General features: G+C 69.9%; 22 protein-coding genes. 7 read left to right on the top strand and 15 right to left on the bottom strand.

Going from position 1 to position 23167, the window contains the following annotated elements; all coding sequences use genetic code 11:
* The first annotated feature begins 142 nt into the window (after positions 1-142).
* Positions 143-1666 (top strand): alpha-N-arabinofuranosidase, encoded by a 1524-nt coding sequence (locus OG992_RS01085; protein ID WP_266302013.1) that lies wholly within the window; start codon positions 143-145, stop codon positions 1664-1666.
* Positions 1667-1777: 111 nt separating this feature from the next.
* On the opposite strand, the gene OG992_RS01080 is transcribed toward OG992_RS01085, so the two are convergent.
* The 7 genes from OG992_RS01080 to OG992_RS01050 form a co-directional block, all read right to left on the bottom strand.
* Entirely contained in the window at positions 1778-3325 is a 1548-nt protein-coding gene (locus OG992_RS01080) for an alpha/beta hydrolase-fold protein (RefSeq protein ID WP_266302012.1), read from the bottom strand.
* 351 nt (positions 3326-3676) lie between these two features.
* Complete coding sequence (locus tag OG992_RS01075) at positions 3677-5194, bottom strand: aldehyde dehydrogenase (NADP(+)) (RefSeq protein ID WP_266302011.1); 1518 nt, start codon at positions 5192-5194, stop codon at positions 3677-3679.
* A complete protein-coding gene (locus tag OG992_RS01070; RefSeq protein WP_266302010.1) occupies positions 5191-6399 on the bottom strand; it encodes a fumarylacetoacetate hydrolase family protein in 1209 nt (402 codons plus the stop codon). The genes OG992_RS01075 and OG992_RS01070 overlap by 4 nt, the downstream gene beginning before the upstream one ends.
* Entirely contained in the window at positions 6396-7577 is a 1182-nt protein-coding gene (locus tag OG992_RS01065) for a mandelate racemase/muconate lactonizing enzyme family protein (RefSeq protein WP_266302009.1), read from the bottom strand. Before OG992_RS01065 ends, OG992_RS01070 begins: the two co-directional genes overlap by 4 nt.
* An 8-nt stretch (positions 7578-7585) precedes the next feature.
* Positions 7586-8416 (bottom strand): carbohydrate ABC transporter permease, encoded by an 831-nt coding sequence (locus OG992_RS01060; RefSeq protein ID WP_266302008.1) that lies wholly within the window; start codon positions 8414-8416, stop codon positions 7586-7588.
* Positions 8413-9360, bottom strand: coding sequence for a carbohydrate ABC transporter permease (locus OG992_RS01055; protein WP_266302007.1), 948 nt, complete (start codon positions 9358-9360; stop codon positions 8413-8415). Before OG992_RS01055 ends, OG992_RS01060 begins: the two co-directional genes overlap by 4 nt.
* Before the next feature lie 76 nt (positions 9361-9436).
* Positions 9437-10711: a sugar ABC transporter substrate-binding protein gene (locus OG992_RS01050; RefSeq protein WP_266302006.1), complete on the bottom strand. Its 1275-nt coding sequence runs from the start codon at positions 10709-10711 to the stop codon at positions 9437-9439.
* A gap of 135 nt (positions 10712-10846) precedes the next feature.
* Here OG992_RS01050 and OG992_RS01045 point away from each other — a divergent pair, with 135 nt between their 5' ends.
* Complete coding sequence (locus tag OG992_RS01045; protein ID WP_266302005.1) at positions 10847-11638, top strand: IclR family transcriptional regulator; 792 nt, start codon at positions 10847-10849, stop codon at positions 11636-11638.
* Between the two features lie 19 nt (positions 11639-11657).
* Here the strand turns inward: OG992_RS01045 and OG992_RS01040 are convergent, their stop codons facing one another.
* Together OG992_RS01040 and OG992_RS01035 are read right to left on the bottom strand one after the other, a co-directional pair.
* Positions 11658-11972: a chorismate mutase gene (locus OG992_RS01040; RefSeq protein WP_266302004.1), complete on the bottom strand. Its 315-nt coding sequence runs from the start codon at positions 11970-11972 to the stop codon at positions 11658-11660.
* Between the two features lie 123 nt (positions 11973-12095).
* Entirely contained in the window at positions 12096-12713 is a 618-nt protein-coding gene (locus tag OG992_RS01035) for a TetR/AcrR family transcriptional regulator (RefSeq protein ID WP_238684032.1), read from the bottom strand.
* An 81-nt stretch (positions 12714-12794) separates the two neighbouring features.
* Between OG992_RS01035 and OG992_RS01030 the strand changes: the two genes are divergently transcribed.
* Together OG992_RS01030 and OG992_RS01025 are read left to right on the top strand one after the other, a co-directional pair.
* Entirely contained in the window at positions 12795-13223 is a 429-nt protein-coding gene (locus OG992_RS01030) for a hypothetical protein (RefSeq protein ID WP_266302003.1), read from the top strand.
* Between the two features lie 11 nt (positions 13224-13234).
* Positions 13235-13621, top strand: coding sequence for a hypothetical protein (locus OG992_RS01025; RefSeq protein ID WP_238684034.1), 387 nt, complete (start codon positions 13235-13237; stop codon positions 13619-13621).
* Between the two features lie 137 nt (positions 13622-13758).
* Here the strand turns inward: OG992_RS01025 and OG992_RS01020 are convergent, their stop codons facing one another.
* The 4 genes from OG992_RS01020 to OG992_RS01005 form a co-directional block, all read right to left on the bottom strand.
* Positions 13759-14010: a hypothetical protein gene (locus OG992_RS01020; protein ID WP_266302002.1), complete on the bottom strand. Its 252-nt coding sequence runs from the start codon at positions 14008-14010 to the stop codon at positions 13759-13761.
* A 170-nt stretch (positions 14011-14180) separates the two neighbouring features.
* Positions 14181-14771: a TetR/AcrR family transcriptional regulator gene (locus tag OG992_RS01015; RefSeq protein ID WP_266302001.1), complete on the bottom strand. Its 591-nt coding sequence runs from the start codon at positions 14769-14771 to the stop codon at positions 14181-14183.
* The gene (locus tag OG992_RS01010) at positions 14764-15600 is read right to left on the bottom strand and encodes an alpha/beta fold hydrolase (RefSeq protein ID WP_266302000.1); all 837 of its coding nucleotides are present in this window, start codon (positions 15598-15600) and stop codon (positions 14764-14766) included. Before OG992_RS01010 ends, OG992_RS01015 begins: the two co-directional genes overlap by 8 nt.
* A 76-nt stretch (positions 15601-15676) precedes the next feature.
* On the bottom strand, positions 15677-16459 hold the full coding sequence (locus tag OG992_RS01005; RefSeq protein ID WP_266301999.1) for a hypothetical protein: 783 nt from the start codon (positions 16457-16459) through the stop codon (positions 15677-15679).
* Between the two features lie 53 nt (positions 16460-16512).
* Here OG992_RS01005 and OG992_RS01000 point away from each other — a divergent pair, with 53 nt between their 5' ends.
* Entirely contained in the window at positions 16513-17115 is a 603-nt protein-coding gene (locus OG992_RS01000) for a bifunctional 2-polyprenyl-6-hydroxyphenol methylase/3-demethylubiquinol 3-O-methyltransferase UbiG (RefSeq protein WP_266301998.1), read from the top strand.
* A gap of 94 nt (positions 17116-17209) precedes the next feature.
* Here the strand turns inward: OG992_RS01000 and wrbA are convergent, their stop codons facing one another.
* Positions 17210-17809: an NAD(P)H:quinone oxidoreductase gene (wrbA, locus tag OG992_RS00995; protein ID WP_196923813.1), complete on the bottom strand. Its 600-nt coding sequence runs from the start codon at positions 17807-17809 to the stop codon at positions 17210-17212.
* A gap of 198 nt (positions 17810-18007) precedes the next feature.
* Between wrbA and OG992_RS00990 the strand changes: the two genes are divergently transcribed.
* Positions 18008-20836: a BTAD domain-containing putative transcriptional regulator gene (locus OG992_RS00990; protein ID WP_266301997.1), complete on the top strand. Its 2829-nt coding sequence runs from the start codon at positions 18008-18010 to the stop codon at positions 20834-20836.
* Positions 20837-20899: 63 nt separating this feature from the next.
* Positions 20900-22462 (top strand): alpha/beta fold hydrolase, encoded by a 1563-nt coding sequence (locus OG992_RS00985; RefSeq protein WP_266301996.1) that lies wholly within the window; start codon positions 20900-20902, stop codon positions 22460-22462.
* Positions 22463-22579: 117 nt separating this feature from the next.
* On the opposite strand, the gene OG992_RS00980 is transcribed toward OG992_RS00985, so the two are convergent.
* Positions 22580-22972: a nuclear transport factor 2 family protein gene (locus OG992_RS00980; protein WP_238684043.1), complete on the bottom strand. Its 393-nt coding sequence runs from the start codon at positions 22970-22972 to the stop codon at positions 22580-22582.
* Between the last annotated feature and the right edge of the window lie 195 nt (positions 22973-23167).

Here is a 23167-nt window from a genome sequence, read left to right as displayed (position 1 = left end):
ATCGAAGTCGATCACGTTGTCCAGAGCTCACAGTGCCTCCACCACCCCTCGGTCCCGGCGCTCGGGCAGTGCTGCCGGCGTCGGACCTGCACGAAGGGAGCCAGCCCTGAACACCCACCCCGACAGCGCGCCGGAGAACGGCGTGCACACGGCCCGTCTGACCCTGGACCCTCGCCGACACGTCGCGCCGGTGCCGCGGCGGCTCTTCGGCTCGTTCGTCGAGCACCTGGGTCGCTGCGTCTACAACGGAATCTACGAGCCGGGGCACCCGACGGCCGACGCCGACGGCTTCCGGGGCGACGTCCTCGCGCTGGTGCGTGAGTTGGGCGTCACCACGGTGCGCTACCCGGGCGGCAACTTCGTCTCGTCCTACCGCTGGGAGGACGGCGTCGGCCCGGTCGACAAACGGCCGGCGAGGCTCGACCTCGCCTGGCACAGCCTGGAGACCAACGCGTTCGGGCTCGACGAGTTCATGCGCTGGGTCGGCAAGGCCGGCGTCGATCCGATCATGGCGGTCAACCTGGGCACCCGTGGCACCGCCGAGGCCGTCGACCTGCTCGAGTACGCCAATCACCACGGTGGGAGCCACCTCGCCGACCAGCGCCGCGACAACGGCGCCGTCGATCCGTACGGGATCAAGCTGTGGTGCCTGGGCAACGAGATGGACGGCCCGTGGCAGGTGGGTCAGCGCAGCGCGACCGAGTACGGGCGACTAGCGGCGCAGACCGCGAAGGCCATGCGCCGCTTCGAACCCGATCTCGAACTCGTCGCCTGCGGCTCCTCACACCTCGGTATGCCGACCTTCGGCAGCTGGGAGCGCGACGTGCTGACCGAGGCGTACGACGACGTGGACCTGATCTCGCTGCACGCCTACTACCAGCCGGTCGACGACGACCTGGCCAGCTTCCTCGCCTCGGCCGAGGACATGGACAGGTACATCGACGCCGTCACCGCCATCGCCGACTCGGTCGGAGCGATCCGCCGGTCGACCAAGAAGATCATGATCGCGTTCGACGAGTGGAACGTCTGGTACCAGTCCGCCGCCCCGTCCACGCCCCCGAGTGGCGAGGACTGGCCGGTCGCGCCACCCCTGCTGGAGGACCACTACAGCGTGGCCGACGCGGTAGTCGTCGGCGGCCTGCTCATCAGCCTGCTGCGGCACAGCGACCGGGTGAGCGCTGCCTGCCAGGCCCAACTGGTAAACGTCATCGCACCGATCATGACCGAGACGGGCGGCTCGGCCTGGCGGCAGACCATCTTCCACCCCTTCGCCCGCACCGCCCGGCACGCCCAGGGCACCGTGTTGGACGTGCTGCGTGACGGCAGCACGACGACCACCGACCGCTACGGCGAGATCGACGCGGTCGACGCGGTCTCCACCTGGGACGACACCACCGGGGAGATGACCGTCTTCCTCGTCAACCGCGCCCTCGACACCCCGGCCGAGGTGACCATCGACGTCGCCGGCGCCCAGGTCAGCGACATCATCGAGTGCGTCAGCGTCGGCGGCACGGACCTGCAGGCCAAGAACACCGCCGACGGTCCGGACCACGCCGCGCCGCGCCCCAACGAAACGGCACGCGGCGCCGACGCCAGCGTCCAGCTGACTCTTCCGCCCGCGTCCTGGTCCATGTTGCGCCTGCGCGCCACAGACACCACCCCGTGATCGGCTGACGAGCAGTCCCGGACGTGCCCCGGCCGCGCACACCCTGGCAATCACCAGGGGTGCGCGGCCGGGGGCTTCCCCACCACAGGGAGTACGGGGTCCAGCCTGTCGCTACCGAGCGTCGACCGGGGAGCTGTGGGAGTCGTTGAAGAGCTTGTCGCCCTGGTAGCGGGCGACCACCGGCGCGCTCAGCGCACCATTGACGGTCTTCTTCAGCCGGGCGACTCCGTGGTGCACCGGGGCCGACCCGAGGTGCGTATCACCCGCGGAGAAGTCGACGGTGCCGGAGGGTGTCGACGTGCTGGTGCTGACCGTGCCGACCGTCGCGGTGGCGGTGACCTTCGTGTGGTGCGACGGGCCCGCCGGTGACGTGGCGACGTCGAGATCGGTGGTGGTGGCCCGGAACGTCAGGGTGCGCAGGTAGTGGTTCAGCAGCGGACGCCACACGTGCCAGGTGTGCACGCCCGGCACGTTGTACTCGTCCAGCTCGACGCCGGCGGCCCGCAGGGCGGCGGCGTTGCGCTGCGAGTTCTCGGCGATGTTGCCCAGCCGGTCCTGCAGCCCGGTGCCGATCATGATGCCGCCGGCCACCGACTTCATGCTGTCGACCTGGGCCTGGGTGGCGGCCGGGCCGCCCGCGCTCCAGGCCGCGTGGTAGCCGAACAGGTCGGTGTGGTTGTACATGATGGTGTACGCCCGGCTGCCACCTGCGGAGAAGCCGGCGAACGCGCGGTCCTGCGCCCGGGTCGAGACGCGGTAGTTCTGCTCGACGAACGGGAAGATGTTGTTCCGTAGTTCGTTGACGTAGCCCTCGTTGCCACCGGGGAGGCCGTTGAAGTCGGTGGACACGATCACCATGGGCTGCGCCGCACGGTCCTTGATCGCGTTCTCCAGGATGAGGTGGGCCACGCCCTGCATCGTCCAGGCGGTCGAGTGGTCGCCGCTGCCGTGGCTCAGGTAGAGCGTCGGGTACGGCGTGACGCGGTTGGGGTCGTAGCCGTGCGGCAGGTAGACGACGATGTCGTGGACTCCCGCCGGGTTTGTCGACAGCGGCGAGGTGTACCGCCGGGACTCCAGCCGGCCGACCCTGGCGACCGGCGCCTGGTAACCGGTGTCGTACGTCGGGAACTTCCGACTGGCCGGGACGTAGATCGTGCTGCGTACCGCGCCGGGCGCTCCCGGGTACTGCGGCTGGATCTGCCACCGGTTGGCGGGGTCGTCGTGCAGGGCACAGCCGGTGGCGAGCTCGTTGGCGCAGTCGTGAGTGAACGCGTACCGGAACGTGCCCGCCGGCAGCGGGGTGGTGAAGGTCCAGACCCCGTCGGGGCCCTTCCGCATGGCCTGGATGTGCCACGGGGTGGCCGCGACGTCGCCGGGTTGCCACTCGGCGGGCGGCCGCGCGTCGCCGCAGTCCTGGCAGGCGATGTTCTCCGGTCGGGAGTAGAACCAGTCGCCGTAGACGTGGACCTGCTGAACGTCCTCGGGCGCCCGGTACCGGAAGGTGACTGTGTACCCGGTCGGGGGCTTGTCGGTGCGGGTGACGGTCGGGCCCAGCGGCGCGGGCGGTGCGGCCGAGGCCGCCGGTGCGGCGACCGTTCCGGCCGTCACTGTGACGGCGGCGAGCAGCGCGAGCATCAGCCGGCGTGTCGGTGCCGGCATCGGGGGACGGGGAGGTGCGACGGGCATGGTCCTGCTCCCTCTTCGGCGTGTGGTCAGACCGCACCGAGCGGCCGACCGACCATTCGATGGTGAGGTGAAGGGATACCAGTAACGAGCGATGCAGCTATTGCGAGCGCTAACATCGTTCCCTGTCGAAAACACAACCATGAATTGCATTGACGGTCAAGACGGAAATCGGAGCGGAGAATCGCGTCCAAACAATTCGGGCGCGCGTCATCGGCACCAGGACGACTGGCGCGCGAATTCTCTGTCCGGTCGATGTTGTCGAGAAATTCGCGCGCCAGTCACAGGTGGCCCGGAAACGTGCCCGGGAGAGACCGGCGGACGCGGTTATTGGACCGCTGGCTGCAACCTTCCGTCGACTCGCCGGGAAATGGTGGTGTACTCGTCGCGCAACTCCTCGGGGAGGACCCAGGCCGGGGCGTCCTGCCACGCCAGCGGGCGGAGGAACCGTCGGATCGACGTGGCGCCCACCGACGTGTGCACGGCGTTTGTCGACGGCCACGGGCCACCGTGGTGCTGGGCCCACGACACCCGGACACCGGTGGGGTAGCCGTCGAAGACGATGCGACCCGCGCGGGCGGCGAGCACGTCGACCAGTCGGCGTACGACGTCGGCGTCGTCGCCCGGTCCGCTGTGGAGCGAACCGGTCAGCGACGGCGGTACGGAGGCCAGCGCGGCGTCGAGGTCGGCGACGTCGTCGTAACGGACCACGATCAGGAGCGGGCCGAAGCACTCGTCGGCGATCTCGGCGGTCAGGCCGGCGAGGCCGACCTCCAGGAGGGTCGGTGCCACTGTGAAGCCCGCACCGGGTTCGACAGTGGGCCGCGCCGACACCCGGGCGCCGGCCCGCTCGAACTCCGTGGACCGGTTCTCGTACGCGTCCCGGATGCGCTCGTTGAGCAGGACCGTGCCACCCGACGCGTCGACTCTGGTCCGCAGCGCGTCGACCAGGCCGTCACCACACGGATCCGACGGAACGAACGCCAGGCCGGGCTTGGTGCACAACTGACCGCCCGAGTTCGTGAAGGAGCCGAACAGCCCCTCGGCGATCTGGTCTGCTCGGGCGGCGGCCGCGTCGGGCAGGACGACGATCGGGTTCACACTGCTCAGTTCGGCGTACAGGGGAATGGGGTCGGGCCGCTCGTCGATGGCCGCCTGGATGGCGCGGGCGGCGTTGACCGAGCCGGTCAGGGCGGCCGCACGGATCGTCGGGTGGCGCACCAGCGCGCGACCGGCCTGCTCCCCGTACACGGTCGCGACGACACCCTCGGGCCCGCCGAGGTCGCGGACTGCCGACTCGATCGCGGCGGCGGAGGCGTGCGAGGTCAGCGGGTGCGACGGGTGGGCCTTCAGGATCGTCGGACACCCGGCGGCGAGCGCCGCGGCCGTGTCACCGCCGGCGACCGAGAAGGCGAACGGGAAGTTGCTGGCCCCGAAGACCGCCACCGGCCCGAGGGGTACCAGCATCCGCCGCAGGTCCGGTCCACGGCCGAGCGGTGTGTCGGCGGCGTGGTCGATGGTGGCCTCGACGTACGCTCCGTCGCGCAGCACCTCGCCGAACATCCGGAACTGGAGCGCCGCCCGGGTGAGTTCCCCGTCGAGTCGCGCGTGGCCCAGCCCGGTCTCCGCCTCGGCGGCAGCGACCAGATCCACCCGACGGGACTCCAGCGACGCGGCGATCGCGTCCAGCAGCTCCGCGCGGCCGAGCCTCCCGCGCGCGGCCAGCCACTGCGCCGCCGGGGCCGTCTGACCGGCGATCACCTCCAGTCGAGACTCGTCGGTCTCGGTGAGCTCCGTCGCGCGACGCTGACCGTCGCGCGGATCGACAGTGCTGACCACGTTCACAGCAGTCCTCTCCTTACCAGATTGCCCATGAGATCGCGGACGCCGAAGTGCCAGGGCTCGCACTCCTCCGCGTGCCGCACCCGGTTGACCAGGGTGCCGAGCGCCGGGCAGCTGATCCGTACCACGTCGTCGACCTTGTGGGTGAAGCCCTCACCGGGGCGGTCCCGGTCCTGGATGGGCGCGAACATGGTGCCGAGCATCAGCGCGGCCCCGTCGGGATAGTGGTGGTGCGGCCCGATCAGCTGCCGGACCAGCTCCTCAGGATCGCGCGACATCTGGGTCATCTCCGAGACCGCCTCCAGGTGGAAGTCGTCCTCGCCGAGAACCTCCAGGCGCACCTCGAGTTCGCGGACCCGGTCCATGCCGAACCGGTCGTCGAAGAGCCGGATCAGGGGGCCGAGGGCGCAGGAGGCGTTGTTGTCCTTCGCCAGGGGAAGAAGGAGCGCCGAGCGGCCCTCGATGTCGCGCAGGTTCACGTCGTTGCCGAGGGTGGCGCCGACGATCCGGCCACTGGACTGGACGATGAGCGTGACCTCGGGCTCCGGATTGTTCCAGGTCGACGCGGCGAGCACGCCGACCGGAACGGCGGTGCCGACGGCGGAGAGGATCTGTCCCTTGGTGAAGATCTCGGCGTCCGGGCCGATGCCCACCTCCAGGTACTGGCTCCACATGCCCTCGGCGACCAGCATGCTCTTGAGCCGTTCCGCCTCCGGCGAGCCCGCCTCCAGGTTGTGCAGGTCGACACCGACGTCGGCGAGCATGCGGTGCCGGATGTCCGCCGCCAGCGCCAGGTCTCCCCGCGCCCGTTCCTCGATCACCCGCTCGATCATGGAGATCGGGAAGGTCACGCCAGCGGCCTTGAGCGCCTGGAGGTCGACCGGGGCGAGCAACCAGGGCCGGCCACGGTCCCGGGTCGCGGCCCCCGTGTTGGCCAGTATCTCCCCGAAGTCGCCCACCCTCGGCCCGTCGAGCCCAACCACCGTCGCGGCGGGATCGGGCAGCTCGCAGATGTCGCGGACGGTCGGGAACCGGTGACTGATGTCGATGACCTCGCCGTCGCGGACGGTCACCGGTGAGGGGCCGCCGCCGGACGGGTCCCAGATCCGGCCGATGAGGACGCTGTCGGCATCGTCCGGCAACGCCTCGGCGGCGGTGCCGACCCAGTCCGCGGCCGCGACCGACCCCCGGGGCCGTGGCAACGTCATGAGTCGCTCTCCAGGTTGAAGAAGGACCGCTCGTCGCGGGGACGGATGTCGAAGACGGCGTCCTGGAACATCCGCAGTGGATGCGGTGTGAACGGATGCTGCTCGATGGCGGTGAGATCCACCTCGATGCCCAGGCCGATCCCGGTCGGGACGAGGATGTCGCCGTCGTCGGTCAGCACCAGCCGCTCGTTGGTGATCTCGGGACGCCAGGGCACGTCGGTCGCCATGATCTCCAGGTACCGGAAGTTGGGCAACGTCGCCCCGAGTTGCAGCGTCGCGGCGGTGCTGATTGGACCACTCGGGTTGTGCGGCGCGAAGCCCACGTAGCTGGTCGCGGCGAGCGTGGAGATGAAGACCAACTCGGCGATCCCGCCGGCGTGCGTCACGTCGGGCTGGACGAAGTCGACCGCCTGGCGGGCCAGCGCCGGCGCGAAGCCCTGCCGCCCGTACCACCGCTCCCCCGCGGCGATCGGCACCGGCGACGCGCGACGGATGTCGACGAGCGCATCGAGGTTGTCCGGTGGGCAGGGCTCCTCGAACCACACCGGGTCGAACTGGGCGATCTCGGTGGCGACCTTGATGGCGTGACGGACGTCGAATCGGCCGTGCCCCTCGACGAACAGCTCCACCTCGCGGCCCACCGCCTGACGGACGGCGTCGATCTGGGCCAGCACCCGGTCCAACTGCGCGGTGGTGATGGTCAGGTCGTAGTTCTCGAACGGGTCCCACTTGAGGCCCCGGAAGCCCGACTCCACCGTCCGGCGCGCGGCGGCCGCGTAGTCCTCCGGCGTGACGGCACCGGAGAACCAACCATTGGCGTACGCGCGGACCCGGTCGCGGGTCGCGCCGCCGAGAAGCCGGGAGACCGGTACGCCGAGCTCGCGCGCCGAGATGTCCCAGAGGGCCATCTCCAGCGAGCTCAACGCCGTCATGATCACCGGACCGCCGCGCCAGTACCAGTCCCGCGCGGTCTCGTAGAGGATCTTCGAGATGCTTGTGGGATCCAGGCCCACCACCGCCTCGGCCAGCTCGGCGATGGCCCCCTGGACGGCACGTTCCTTGCCCTCCAGGGTGGCCTCACCGAGCCCGACGATCCCCTCGTCGGTGTGGACCCGCACGATGACGAGGTTCGTACGGTAGAAGTCGACGACCAGTGTGTCGACAGAGACGATCTTCATCTTTCGGCTCAACCCTTCACCGCACCGGCGGTCATGCCGGACACCACGTACTTCTGCACCAACAGGTAGAAGGCGACGGCGGGCAACGTGAACAGGAAGGCGACAGCCATCACCGTCTGGATCGGTGTACCCAGTTCGCCGATGAAGTTCGCGATGCCGACGGAGGCGGGTTGCAGGTCGGGGTTGAAGATGAACGTCACCGCGAACACGTACTCGTTCCAGGCGTGGAAGAAGGCGATGACCGCTGTGGCCGCGATCGACGGCGCGATGAGCGGCACGTTGATGCGGGTCAGGGTGGTGAAGGGCCGGGCGCCGTCGGCGCGCGCGGCCTCCTCCAGTTCCTTCGGGATTCCGTCGATCGCGCCCTTGAGGATCAGCGCGACGATCGGCAGGACGAAGGCGGAGTTCACCAGGACGAGGCCGGTCAGCGAGTCGAGCAGTTCGAAGCGGCGGAACAGCGCGAACAGCGGGACGACCATGAGCGCCTCGGGAAGCATCTGCGTGAACAGCAGCACAACGGTCAGCACGGCCTTGCCCCAGAACGAGAACCGGGACAGTGCGTAGCCGAGCGGGATGCCCAGGCCGACGGAGAGAACCATCGTGCCGACAGCGATGATCAGGCTGTTGAGCAGCCACCCGGGAGCCTTGCCCTCGGCGAGCGCGTCCACGAAGACCCCGAACTGACCGAGGTCGGGCGTGAGCCGGGGCTGATCGGCGAAGAGGTCGCTGTTGCTGGTTAGCGCGGTGACGAACATCCAGTACAGCGGGAACACCGCGACACCCAGCACGACGAGCACGGCGACGATCCGTGCGGTGACACCGAATCGGAAGCGCCTCATCGGACGTCCCCCTTCTCCACGGCACGGGCGACCAGGCGGCTGCCGATGATGACGATGAGCGAGATGACGACGCCGACCATTCCGATGGCCGCCGCCGATCCGAGTTCCTTCGAGTCGAACGCCTGCGAGTAGAGGTCGATGACGAGCGTCTCGGTGGCACCGACCGGTCCGCCCTTGGTCATCAGCCAGATCAGCTCGAACCGCCGCAGCGACCAGATCGTCATCAGCAGGGCCAGCAGGCCCACCGTCGGCTTGATGACCTGCCAGGTGACCGCCCGGAAGGTGGCCCATCGTCCGGCGCCGTCCACTGTCGCGGCCTCGTTGAGGTCCTGCGGGACGGACTGCAGGGCGGAAAGCAGCACCACCGAGGTGAACGGGAACAGCTGCCAGATGGTCGTGGCGAGCACCGCCGGCAGCGCGTAGCGCGAGCTGTCCAGGATGGCCCCACCCGGGACGCCGAGCCCGACCGCGTCGAGGAAGCGGTTCACGATGCCGTACTGCGCGTTGAGCATCCAGGTGGCGATGAGCGCGACCGCGATGCCCGGGGCGGCCCAGGGGACGGTCACCAGCGCCCGTGCCACGCCCCGGCCGCGAAACTTCTTGTTGAGCAGGAGCGCGACGGCGAGCCCGGCGCCGATCGCGACGACCACACAGGTGATCACGTAGACACAGGTGATCAGCAGGGTGCGGTGGAATTCGGGGTCACCGAAGATCCGGTTGTAGTTGTCGAGCCCGACCCACTCGCTGCGGGTGGGATTGAGCAGCCTCGTCCTGGTGAAGCTGAGGTACACCTCCTGAATGAGGGGCACCGCCTGGAAGACGAGGATGAACAGGGCGGCGGGTGCCAGGAACAGGTAGGGCGTCCACTTGCTGCCCAGCGGGCTGGGCCGACGCCGGCCTGGGGGTGTTGTCTTCGGTGCTCCGGTCTGCTCGACCACAGTCATCGGGTTCGGTCCTTCTGGGGGAAGGACGCTGCCGGCGCACGGATCGTCGCGCCGGCAGCGTCGCCGTGTCGAGCGGTCAGCGCACCAGTTCGGTCGCCTGCTGCTGGGCGCGATCCAGTGCCGACTTGAGGTCGGCCTTGCCCTGCAGTGCCGCGACCACGTTCTGCACAACCACCTTGCGGATGTCCGGCGTCTTCGCCTCGAACCCCAGCACGATCTGCGGCAGGCTGGTCTCGGTGAGCCCGTCGAAGACGGGGAGGAACGGGGTCGCCTTGAGCGCCTCCGCGCTGCGCTGCGTGGTGGTGGCGACGCTGCTCGCGCCGAGGATCTCCTGCAGCTTCACCTGGTTCTGCGGCTCCAGCGCCCACTTGATGAAGGTGCCGGCCTCGTCCTTACCCTCGCTCGCCTCGTTGATGACGATCGGTGCGAGGATCGCGCCCTGCTTGCGGACCGGGAACGGGATGGGCGCGACGGTGAAGTTCAGCTTGGCGTTCTGGCCGCGGGTGGCGGTCACGTAGCCGCCGTTGTTGAGCTCCATCCCGACCTTGCCCTCGGCGAACATCCGCCGGAACGTCGCCGCGTCCGCGCCGCGCGGGATCACGTTCGCGTCGTACAGGTCCTTGAACGCCTGGAGACCCTTGAGGTTCTCGGGCGAGTTGATCGTCAGGTTCTTCCCGTCGGACCACGCCCCGCCGAAGCCGTAGACGTAGTTGAAGATGTCCTGCCAGACACCGGCCTCCTCTGCCTCCGTCTGGCGGAACGCCAGGCCGAAGACGTCACCCTTGGTCAGCGACTTCGCGGTGGAGGCGAACTGCTCGTAGGTGGTCGGGGGCGTCGGGATCAGGTCCGCGTTGTAGAACATCGCGTAGTTCGACGCTTCGAAGATGACGCCGTGCCGGACGCCGTCGTGGACCATGAACTGGTCCGGCTGCTTGAGCAGGTCGTACTTGCTGGCGTCGATCATCTTGTCCAGCGGCGCGACGAGGCCGGCGTCGGAGGCCGCCTCGAACTCGGGCATGTCGAAGCGAATCAGGTCGGGGCCCTTGCCGCTGCCCATCTGCGTGAGCACGGTCTGGCCGAAGGTCGGGTACGGCACCGCGGCGGCGGACACCTGGACCTTGGTCTGGCTCTGGTTGAACTCGTCGAGCCACTTCGTCAACAGGGGCCCGCGGCCCGGGTCGCCGAAGGTCGAGGCGGCGAAGGTCAGTTTGGTGACGCCGTCGCCGGAGTCGCCGTCCGAGCCGCAACCGGTCAGGAGGGTGGCGACCAGGCCGAGGGCGCATGTCGCCCTGGCGATGCCGAAATGAGCGCGCTTATTACCCATCGTTACTCCACTGTTACGTGTTGGCATCGAACCGATTAAATTGCAACGATCGTAGCGTCATGTGCAACGGTGTCAAGTGGCGATTGCGCATAGCGTCATCTATATTGCATAATGTGCAATGAGAGCGACGGCGTTGCCCGTCGCGCGAGGGGAGACACAGCCTTGGCGCAATCAATCCGCCGCGCGATCGACCTCATCCGTCGATCCGCGGAGCACCCGCTGTCCCTCACGGAGGCTGCGGACGTGCTCGGCGTCCACAAGTCCACAGCCCTGCGCATCCTGCAGACACTGGAGTCCGCGCGCTTCGTCCGCCGTACCGGCGCGGGCACCTATGTGCTCGGCAGCGGCCTGATCGAGCTGTCCGAGCTCGCGCTCGGCTCGATGGACCTCCGCCAGCCCGCTGCCGCGCACCTGCGTGCGCTGCAACGCGCGACCGGCCACACCGTACACCTGGCGCAACTGACCGGCGACGAGATCATCTATATCGACAAGGTGGACAGCCCGGCGTTCGACGCCGTCAAGCTGCCCTCGCGGGTGGGACGGGCGGTGTCCATCTACGCGAGCGCTGTGGGCAAGACGATCCTGGCCTACCTTCCCCGGCAGGAACGCGACCGCCTTCTCTCCCACGTCGTCTTTGAGAAATTCACCGACACCACGTTCACCGACCACGGTGCCCTGGAAGCCGAACTTGCCCGCATCCACGACTGCGGCTGGGCCGTGGACAACGGCGAGCACGACGCGTACGTGATGTGCGTGGCCGCGCCGATCAGGGACTCTCGGGGACAGGTCATCGCCGCCGCCTCGATCACGGCGATCGAGGTCATCGCAAGCCTCGACCAACTCAAGAGCAACCTTCCGCTGCTCCTGGAGACCGCCAACGAGATCTCGTACGAGCTCGGCTACGCGCCGCCCGCCTTGGCGAGCCAGGACGGTGAGATCCGCTCCGCGACCTGAGCGCGCACGCTTCGGGCGATCACCGCGTTGTCGGCGCCGACCCGCCGGTGACGCGGTGGTGCTCGTCGGTCTCCATGTCGATGAAGGCCTGGATCATTCCCCGGTAGATCTGTTCGATCAGATCCGGGTCGGCGCCGGCCTCGCTGGCCACCGTGCGGACCCGGGCCACCACCTGCGCCACCCGGTCCGGCGCACGGACCGCCTGAGCATCGCTCTTGAGCGGGGCGGCCTGCCGGACCAGTGCCTCCCGCCTGGCGAGCAGCCCGACCAGTTCTCGATCCAACTCGTCGATCCGCGCACGGATCTCGGTCAACGTCGCCGCAGTCTCTGCCACGCCGGAAATCGTCGCACGACGCCGACACGATCAGGCGACCCGTTCGCCCGCCCGTCCTCGGCGGCTCGACCGGGCGGCACGGGCACCGTCGACTTCCTGCTCGCGGACGCCTGAGCCGTTCACTCAGCGCAGCAGCGCCATCCGGTCGATGATGGAGTCGAGCAGCCCCGGCGGCCACGGGAACAACGGCGCCGCCACCTGAAGCTGGGCGAATCCGTGCAGCCCGACCCAGAGGGCCGTCGCGTCGGCGAAGAGGTCCGCGCTGGTCGATCGTTCCGCCGCGACGCAGTCGGCGAGCGTACGCCGGAAGACCTCGAAGGCTCCCATGCCGAGCACGGCGAGCTCGTCCGCCATGGCCGGGGCCCGCTCAAGCGCCTGCCCCGCATCCCAGACGGCACCGAACATCACCCGGTACTGATGGGGCCGGCGTTCGGCGAAGGTCAGGTAGGCCACGCAGATCGCGCGCAGGCGCTCGACCGGATCCGCGTCATCCAGTGCGCCCAACTCCTGCTCGAGGATGCCGAACGCGCGTTGCGCGACAGCGAGCAGGATCGAATCCAGGTCCGGAAAGTGCGGATAGATCGACGGTGCGGAGATGCCGGCCCGCCGGGCGACCCCCCGCAGGGTCACGTTCTGCGGCGGGTCGTCCTCCAGGAGCGCCATGGCGGCGTCGAGGATCTCGTCGCGCAGCTGGGCACCTTCGCCGCGCTTGTTGCGGGCCCGCGTTCTCGGTGTGGTCACACTCTGACTTTACAGGCGTTAGGCGAGGGCGTAAGTTAACTGATGTAAGTTAACAGGCGTTACCTAAGGATGGAGCCTCTCATGACCACCGCTACCGCTACCCGAATCGACACCGCCGGCCCCGCGCACCGCGCGGACCTCGTCGGCCGTGGGCTGGCGGCCCTCGCATCCCTCGCCACCGGCGTCGCGTTCGTCAACGGCGTACTACTGACACTCAACGCCAGCGACGACCGTCTGTTCATCGAAGGCTGGCGAGTCTCCAGCTTCGGCATCTTCGCCGCGCTCTTCGCCCTGCTCGCGGTCAGGCCCCGACAAGCGGCCGGTGTCTGGGAGATCGTTCTCGTCGGCAAGGCCGCGCTCGTCGTGTTCGGCGCGCTGATCGGAGACGTCCCCGAGGCACGCCTGTCGGCCATCATCGACTTCGGGCTCGTCGCCGTCGTCGCGGCCGCCTACCTGCTGTGCCGTGGCTGGTTGGCGTGGCGTCCCGCGACCACCAACCCGACCCGATGACGGAGACGACAATGCCCCCCATCTCGCCTTCCCGGCGCGTCGACCGTACCGTCATCATCTCGATCTGGACGGTCCCGGTCCTGGTCGTCGGCCAGTTCGCCATGCTGGCCATCGTCCCGGTCGTCCTTGCGCTGACCGTCAGCCTGCGGCACGCCCACCTACACGGACTACGCCGCTGGACGGGAGCACTCGCCACCGCCTACGCCGTCCCGCTGATCCTCTGGGCCATCGGGCCCGACCGCGCCCCGAGCCTGTCCAAGGACATGCACCCGGTCTTCGCCGCACTCATCGTCGTGGCCGCGCTGGCCGCGGCAACTGCCTTCCACCTCGGCCGTCGTCGACCGAGCAGGCCCGACGGCTCGTCGAGCGAGCAGCAGCACTTCCGACCCGCGCCGTGACCGATCCGCCTCTCCCCCGCCTGCAGGGAAGCGTCGGGTCGCCCGTCGCCGTCATCGGACGGCGACGGGCGACCCGAGCGCTCAGTATCGAGGGAGCGGACCCCACTGATTGACGGGGTCGTCCAAGGAGTGACGGGTCAGCGGAGCGGCAGGGTGGCCAGCGCGAGGTTGGGGTCGATGCCGGTGCTGTACGCGGCACTGAGCACGTAGACGGTGCGGCCACGCACAGCCACCGAGGTCGGGTTCTGCAACCCGTCGGCGGCGGTCATCAACGTTCGGGAACGGCCGGCCGCGTCGACGCCCACCACAGTGTTCGGTCCGTTCAGCGTCGCGATGACCCGGTGGTCACCGACGAAGGCGACGTCGCTTTCGAACCCGGCGCCGCTCACCGTACGTCGGCACGCCGGTGCCCTCCGGCCGCAGCTGGGAGCGCCGGGCCTGGAGGAAGTCGCCGAGCTGTCCTCTCGCGTTGATGGCTCGAAGTATTGCGAGCCCTGCCGGCCCCAGCCACTCCCCGCCAGGGGTAGGCACCGCAGGCGACCGGTACCGGTCCAGGCGGTCAGCGGGCGGCGTCGCTGCCGCTGGCGGCGCCGGCGCGAAGGCCCTGATCGATGAAGTTGATCAACCAGGTGAAGCTCTCGTCGACGGACGCGTCGATCTGGAAGCCACCGGCCGCCTCCAGGGTGGCGAAACCGTGCAGGACGCTGCGCAGCGTCCGCATGGCGTGGATCTCCTGGCCGGGATCCAGGCCGTACCCGCTCAGCATGGCCGCCCAGGAGGCGAGCACCCGTTCGCTGGCCGGGATGAACGGGTCGTCGGGGCCGGTCGGGCGGGTGGCGTTGGCGGCTGCGTATCGGCCCGGGTGTTCCCGCACGTACGCCCGCATCGCCTGCGCGCCAGCGGCGAGGGCATCGCTGCCGGACCGGCCCTGAATGCCGTCGCGGATGGCATCGCCGGCCTCGGTCATGGCCAGGACGGCGATCCGGTGCGCCAGCTCGGCCTGGCTGGTGACGTGCTTGTAGAGCGAGGGGGTCTTGACCCCGAGCCGTTCGGCGAGCAGACCCATGCTGAGGTTGTCGAAGCCGACCTCGTCGACCAACGCGGCCGCGGCCTCGGTGACCGATGCCGGGGTGAGCCGGGCCTTACGCAATGGTCAGCGTCCGGGCGAGGAAGGGCAGGGCCAGGGCGAGGACCTCGTCGGGCGTCTGGGCGTGCGGGTAGTGGCCCGCCCCCTCGATGACAGCCAGCTCGCCGAGCCCTCGCGGCAGGTCGGCGAGGATGCGCTCCCCCTCGGCCCGCGGGTCGGCCCAGTCCGGGTCGGCGCTGCCCTGGATCACCAGGACCGGGCAGGTGACGTTGGGCAGTTGCCGACCGGCGTCGTCCGGGCTGCTCTTGGCCATGGCCTGGAGGACCTTCATCCGGCCGGGCTCACTCATCGTGGCCTCGATGCGCGTCAGCTCGCTGTGCCAGTCGGCGGGCTTGGTGGGGTACGCCAGGTCGAGGTACCTACGCCAGTTCGCCAGGCTGCCCCGCAGGAGAACCTGCGCCAGTTGGGTGAAGCCGGCCCGGAAGCGCTTCACCCGCACCAGCCCGCCAAGGTCGAAGGACTGTGCGCGGGTGAACGGCGCCAGCTCGATGGCGCCGACGATCAGCTCGGGCGCGGTGGCGGCGGCGATGGTCGCGGCACCCCCGCTGATCGACTGGCCGATGATCACGGCCGGCCCGCCGAGGTGGCGCACGACCGCGACGAGATCACCGGCGATGTCGGTACGGCTGTAGCCGTCCCAGCCGAGGCTGGAGTCGCCGCAGCCACGGATGTCGACGTTGGCGACCCGGTATCCGGCCGCGGCCAGGGCCGGGGCGAGGAAGCGGTAGGAGTGCCGGGTGTCGCCCATGCCGTGCGCCAGGACGACCAGTGGGCCCTGCCCGGTGACCTCGTAGGCGATGGTGTTGCCGGCAATGTCCAGGTATTCGGTCATGACGTCCTCCAGTGAAGCTAACGTGATTAGCTAAAGGCTAACCGCGTTAGCTTCAGAAGGCAAACGCCGGTCCCCGCTACTTCCCTCCGCCCATGCCGAGCTGGGGATAGAGGGCGTCGGGGGCGGCGACCGCTCCAGCCGGCCGAGCGACAGTGACTGTCGTACCGAAGTCGCTGTAGCGCAGCGACGCGTTCGGCAGCCCGCTGGCCTCCGGCATCAGGAAGCTGACCAGCCGACCCTCGGTGTCCAGCGATGCCCGGAACGCGTGGCTGCGCGCGCTGTCCGGGAAGACGGCACCGGGACCGGGACGGAAGCTGATCCCGTTACCGGCGCCAATCCGGGTCGCGTCGAGTGTCCCCGAGATCTGCGGGCCGTCAGCTCGTGCGGTGACGATGGCGTCGATCAGGCGGCCCGAGCCGCCGGAGTCGTTCCTGCCCGGCGCGAAGCTCAGGCCGAAGTCCGACGGCATCCGGGCCGGGTCGAGGGCCATCCACCCGTCGCCGACACCGGGCATGGGTAGACCGGTCGTCATGTAGACCTCGTCGTCGATCATCCGGATCTCGATGACCCCACCCGGCGCCGAAATCTTGGCGTTCAGACGCTTGTGGACGTTGTCGGTGTGCGACAGCGTCGTGATCTGGCTGGCGATGTCGACGTCGCTGCGATAACTCGTCTGATTGACGAACGCCGTGCCCCCACGCAGCAGACCGATCGCCTCAGCCGTCGTGGTGGCATCAGCACTGGCGGCCGACATCGGGGCGGATTCAGTTTTGGGTTCGTTCTCGGTCGGCGCGCCAACCGAGCAACCCAGCAGGAGCAGGCCCGCAGAAATGCCGGCCAGTGTGGCTCGACGTGTCATGGCCATCACGGTAGGCCGCCTCAGCAAGGTCTGGTGCCCCGTATAGTGCCGCGATGGAAACGGACACTGTACGGCAGGCTTACGGGTCCGTCGCGGAGCTCTACATCGAGCTGTTCGGCACGAGCCAGCAGGTGGACACCGACGACCTCGCCCTCATCAGACGACACCTGGGCAGCCGACCCGGCCGCGTACTCGATCTGGGGTGCGGGCCTGGCCACCTCACCGGCTACCTTCGTGAGCTGGGCGTCGACGCAACGGGGATCGACCTGGTCCCCGAGTTCATCGCGCATGCGCGCGCGTCCCACCCGGGCGTCGAGTTTCACATCGGTTCGATGGAACGCCTGGACGCCGCCGAGGACTCCATCGACGGCATCCTGGCCTGGTACTCGTTGATTCATCTTCCGCCGCCGGAGGTCGACGACATGCTCAAGGAGTTCCGGCGCGTGCTGGTCCCGGCCGGGCGACTGGTCCTGGGCGTCTTCGACGCCGACGAGGTCGGCGCCTTCGATCACAAGGTCCTGACCGCCTACCGCTGGCCGGTCGACGAGATCTCCGAACGACTCGGCCGGGCCGGTTTCCGGGAGGTCGAACGCCTCCGGCGGCCCGGCACCGACGAGCATCGACCGCTTGCCGCCATCGCGGCGATCGCGGTCTGAGGACGCCGAGGGCCGACCTCCCGTCGTGGGAGACCGGCCCTCGCCCAACTGAGCACCCGCGTGGACGCGGGCGTCCGTTAGAGCGCCAGCGCGATCAGGCGCTGAGCTTGCCGGCGATCTTGACGACCCGCTCGGCCATGTGGTCGAGGGCAGCGAACTGGGCGTCGCCCAGCGGGGCGTCGTTGCTTCCGCCGGTGACGTGCGAGACGCCGTACGGGTTTCCGTCGGCGAACTTCAGCGGGTCGGTGTAGCCCGGGGCGACGACCAGACCGCCGAAGTGGTGGACGGTGTTGTAGAGCGCGAGAAGCGTCGACTCCTGGCCGCCGTGCGCGGTCATGGAGGCGGTGAAGCCCGCGTACACCTTGTCGGCGAGCAGGCCCTGCGCCCACTGCGGGCCGAGGGTGTCGATGAACTGCTTGAGCTGGCTGGCCACGTTGCCGTAACGGGTGGGCGTGCCGAACAGCACAGCGTCCGCCCAGACGACGTCGTCGGCGGTGGCCTTCGGCTCGTTCTTCGTGGCGTCGAAGTGCTGGCTCCAGGCGGCGTTGGAGGCGATGGCCTCGGCCGGGGCAAGCTCCGGAACCTGACGCAGCCGCACCTCGGCGCCCGCCTTCTCGCCGGCCTCGGCGAGGCGCTTGGCCATGGCGTGGAGAGTTCCGGTGGACGAGTAGTAGATGACGGAGAGCTTGGTCATCGGAGGCATCCTTCCCAAAGTAGTTGCCGCTGATAAATTTGCGGCCGCAACAATCTCGACTGTAGCAGTCGCCCCTGCGGCACCCCAACGTCCTGACCATGCCCACCTGCGTGACGGAGCACACCACTCGACAGACGGGGGTGGACCGCGGCCGCCCAGCCGATGAGACGGAATGATTCGGACCCCTACGATGAGGCGATGGACCCCGCTGGGGCGCCACCGGCGGCGCGGTACCAACTACTCGGGCCGGTCGAGGTGCGGTCGGCCTGCGGGGAACGGCTGGCCCTCGGCACGCCGATGCGGGTGCGCCTCCTGGCCGTGCTGATGTCGCAGCCGGGCGCCGGGTGGTCCATCGACCAACTCGTCGACGAGCTGTGGCAGGGGCGCCCACCGAAGACGGCAGCCGGCAACGTGAAGACCTACGTCTGGGCGTTGCGCCGGGCGCTGCGCTCCCCGGGCTTCCCCGACCCCGCCATCCTCGCCGGGCCCACCGGCTACCGCCTCGCCCTGGACGGGCTGACGGTGGACAGCGTGGCCTTCGACGACCTGGCCCAGCGCGGGTATTCCGCGCTGCGGCACTGTCACTGGGCAGCCGCCCAGGAGTCGTTCGAGGCCGCGTTGGCGCTCTGGCGTGGGGAGCCGTTCGCGGGCCTCCCCGGCTGGGGCGTGTTGCTCTCCGTCCGAGCGCGGCTCCAGGAGCAGCGGTCGAGCCTGGCCGAAGAGGTCGCGGACCTCCAACTGCGCGCCGGACGGCATCACGAGCTGATCGAACCGCTGCGGAGCCAGGTCGACGACGATCCGCTGCGCGAGCGCCCATGGGGGCAACTGATGGTGGCCCTGGCGCGGACCGGCCGGCGGGCCGACGCGCTGGCGACGTACCGGCAGCTCCGCCACCTCCTCGCCGAGGAGGTGGGAGTCGAGCCCGGTCCCGACATCCAACACCTGCACACCCGCATCCTGCGGGCGGAGCGAGAGCTGTTGACATCCGATCCGCGGCCACCGGAGAGAATCGCGCCGCGAATCGTCCCCCGGCAACTGCCGGCCCCACCGACGTTGTTCACCGGCCGGGCCGGGGACCTGGCCCGGCTCACCACGCTGCTGCTCGGTGACTCCCCCTCTGCCAGCATCGTCGTCATCACCGGTACGGGCGGCGTCGGAAAGAGCTGGCTGGCACTGCGCTGGGCGCACGACAACCTGCATCACTACCCCGACGGGCAGCTCCACGTCGACCTGGGGGGATTCGGCACCGCGACGCAGGAGGCGTCACCCTCAGCCGTCGTCGTACGCTCGCTTCTGCCCGCCCTGGGTGTGAAACCCCTGGAGATCCCGGCGGAGCCGGCGGCCCAGTTCGCCCTGTACCGCAGCCTGACCGCGGACCGACGGCTGCTCGTGCTGCTCGACAACGCCCGCGACGCGGAACAGGTGCGGCCGCTGCTTCCGGGGTCGACAGGCTGCGGTGTGCTCGTGACGAGTCGCCACACCCTGCCCGGCCTGGTCGCCACCGACGGCGCCCAACCTCTCGCGCTGGACCTGCCCAGCGACGACGAGGCGCGCCAACTGCTCGTCCGCCGACTGGGTGCGCAGCGGGCCGCCGCGCAGCCGGCAGCGGTGGACGAGCTGATCAGACGTACCGCGCGGTTGCCCCTGGCCCTGTCCATCGTGGCCGCGCGAGCCGCCGCCCGGCCCACATTTCCGCTCCAGGCCATCGCCGACGATCTGGCGGCGAGCCGGGGCGGGCTCGCCGCCCTGGCCACCGACGATGCCGCCACCGATGTGCGCACCGTGCTCTCCTGGTCGTACCGACTGCTCAGCGTGGACGCGGCCCGACTGTTCCGCCAGATCAGCCTGCACGCCGCCCCGGACGTCAGCACGGCGGCGGCGGCCAGCCTCGCCGGGGCGCCACCGCACCTGATCCGGCAGGCGCTCGACGAGTTGACCCGGGCGAACCTGCTGGCCGAGCCGTCCCCCGACCGCTACCGCTGTCATGATCTGCTCCGCGCGTACGGGGAGGAGCTGACGCACACGCTCGACCGTCCGGCCGACCGTAGCGCCGTCCGGAGGCGCGTGCTGGACCACTACCTGTGTGTCGCTCATGACGCGGCGAGGCTGGTCGACCCCGGCTGGCAGCCGCTCGATCCGCCGCCCCTGCGCGCCGACGCGTCACCGTCGGCGTTCGCCGACCACCGGGCCGCGTTGGCCTGGTTCACCATCGAAGCGCGGGTGCTGCTGGCCGTCGTCGACGACGCGGTAGCGCACAGCTTCGACGCCCACGCCGGGCAGCTCGCCCAGTCCCTCACGCCCCTGCTCAGCCGGCTCTCGCAGTGGCACGACCTGGCCACCGTGCAGGCCGTCGCGGTCACTGTCGCGCAGCGTCGCGCCGACCCCCGGGCCGAGGCGCTGGCCCACCGGGATCTCGCGCTGGCCCACATCCAGCACCGCCGGTTCGGTGCGGCCCACCATCACCTCCGGCGCGCGATGGCCCGGTACGACCAGGCCGGCGACCGCCCGGGGCAGGCCAGCACCCACCTGCACCTCGCCTGGCTGTCCGACATCGAGGGCGACGCCGGGGCGGCACTGCCGCACGCCAGGCGGGCGCTGGCGCTGGCCAGCGGCACCGACGACCGGCTCGGCGAGGCGGCGGCGCTCAACGCGCTCGGCTGGAGCCACGCGCGGCTCGACGAACACCCCCGCGCCATCACCTACTGCGAGCAGGCGCTCGCGCTCTACGAGGAGGCCGAGGACCGGCTCGGCGCGGCCCACACCTGGGACAGCCTCGGATTCGCCTACCACGGCCTCGGGAAACTTCCGACAGCCGCGGACTGCTACCGGCGCGCTCTGGCGCTCTATTCCGACGTCCAGGACCCGTGTGGAAGGGCGGACACACTCGTCCGCCTCGGCGACACCCATCAGGCGGTGGGTGACCACGACACTTCGCTCGACCTGTGGAGACAGGCGTTGGCGATCCTCGACCGGGTCGGTCATCCACAGGCCGCGGTGCTGTCCGAGCGGCTGGCCGCGTACCACTGAACTCCCGGTGCCGACCGTTGCGGCGTGGATCCGACGTGGACCGGCCGTCGGCAGGCTGGACGAATGTTGACCACGAAGAGAACCACCTTCCGGCATCCGCCCGGGGTTGATCGTCGACGGCGGCGGCTCCTCGGCAGCCTCTCGGCCGTCGTCGCGGTCCTGGTCGCCCTCTCGCTCAACGCCCCACCGTCGCTCGCGGGCACCACGCCAGCCGACGGCACCGGGCCGGCCACCGTAGACACCACCGGCGGGTGGAACGGTCGGATCGACTGGCAGGCGTGCCCGGAACGGCCCGACGATCCGGGCACGCGGTGCGGCACCCTGCTCCTGCCTGTCGACTGGGCCCGACCGGGAGGGGAGACCTTCCCACTGGCGCTGGCTCGGCGCACCGCCACCGACCCGGCCGCCCGCATCGGTGCCCTGGTCTTCAATCCCGGCGGTCCGGGCCTGTCCGGGGTGGACGTGGCACTGACGGCCGAGAGCCAGCTCGGGCCGGACGTGCTGCGCCGCTTCGACATCGTCGGCTTCGATCCCCGGGGCACCGTCCGTAGCGCGCCGGTGCGCTGCTCATCGGCGCTGCTGGCCCGGCACCCCTCCCTGACGCCCGCCGACGCGGCGGAGTTCGAGCGGCTCCGCACCTACAACCGCCAGCTGCGCGACGACTGCCGCGCCCAGAGTGGCCCCCTGTTCGACCACCTGGACAGTGTGAGCGTCGCGCGCGACACCGACGCCATCCGGGCCGCACTCGGTGAGCGGCAGCTGAGCTTCTATCAGTGGTCCTACGGCACCCTGATCGGGCAGTCCTACGCCGAACTGTTCCCCGACCGTGTCCGCGCACTGGTCATGGACAGCGTGATGGACCACAGCCAGGGGGTGCGGGAGTACTTCCGCGGTGGTGCGGCCAGTAACGAGGAGCTGTTCCACGAATTCGTGACCTGGTGCGAGCGGAACTCTGGTTGCGCGCTGCACGGACGTGACGTGCCGGCGCTCTACGACCGCCTGATGCGCCGCGCCGACGCCGGCACGCTTGTCGACGCGACCACCGGCGCCCCGCTGACCTGGTTCGAGCTTGGGTTCGCGACAGTCGTCAACTTCTTCGACGCGACCTGGGCCGATCTCGCGAACATGCTGCTCGCGCTGGAGCGGGGCGAGGCCGCCGCACTCGCGTCCCCGATGGTGCCGGTCGACGGCGACGAGACCCTGACCGAGTACGCCCTGCCGGCGTTCTGCCAGGACTGGTCGCTGCCCGTCGACGGGTTCGCCGACTGGAACCGGTACCTCGACCTGTCCCGCGCCACGGCACCGCACCTGCGGGCCTCCCCGTTGGCAGTCCGCTTCGCCGCGATCTGCCTGGGCTGGACGGCGAACAACCCACAACATCGGCTGCGGGTCCGGACGAGCGCGCCGCTGCTGGTGCTCAACGGGCGGTACGACCCGGCCACCCCGTACGACGGGGCCCAGCGGGTGGTACGCCAGCTCGGCAGCCGTGGCCACCTCGTCACCTACGAGGGGTCGGGCCACGCCAGCTACCCACGGACCGAGTGCACCCGTCGTCAGGTGGAGCGGTACTTCATCACCAGAAGCACACCGCCGGTCGGCGCTAGCTGCCCGGCCGCCCCGGTCTGACGGGTCGACGTCATCACGGTGACGCCCCAGCTCACGGCAGGTGGTGCGACCGGTCCGACGGAGCGTCGGTCAGGTCCCCTACCCCGTCGGCTGGGGCGTCGCCGCAACCGTTTCCGGTCAGGAGCCGTCGGGCGGGTCGGCGGGCTGCTGTCCCGGCCAGAACGGCCACTCCTCGAATGAGCGGCACCGCCCGTCGTCAGCGAATCGCATGACCCACAGGTCGCGGTACTCCTGGTCGACCGGGTCGCCGTAGCGGACCTCCTGGCACGACACGGCGGTGTCACCCTCGACCGCGACGATCTTCGTGGTCAGCTGGAACACCTCGTCGGGGCCCTTGCGCTGCTTCTCCCACATCCGGGCGATGGCCGGCAGGCCGACGACGGGCGTCCAGTACGGCCCCTGCTGGTAGCTCGCGTCCTCGGTGAAGAGCGTGACCAGCGCGTCGGTGCCCGGGGTCCGCCAGAGTCGCTCGTAGGTGGCCAGCCAATCCGCGACGTGCTTCCTGTCCATGGCCCTCACCTTGCCATCCGAGCGCCGGTCAGCTGGGAAAACCCGCAGGCCGCAGGTGGCGCACCCATCGAGGCGCTGGCCGGCCTCGGCCCTGGACACCCTTGACATCGAAAGCTTCAGCCAGCCACACTCCCGATGCTAATTCGATTTAGCGACCATCGAAGCCCTCAACTCCCCGCACCGGACCAGACCGCG

It is taken from the genome of Micromonospora sp. NBC_00362 (assembly GCF_026342155.1).
Classification (GTDB): Bacteria; Actinomycetota; Actinomycetes; order Mycobacteriales; family Micromonosporaceae; genus Micromonospora; species Micromonospora hortensis.
The sequence above is the reverse complement of the archived record's forward strand: the minus strand, read 5'-3'. Positions and strand labels throughout refer to the sequence as shown.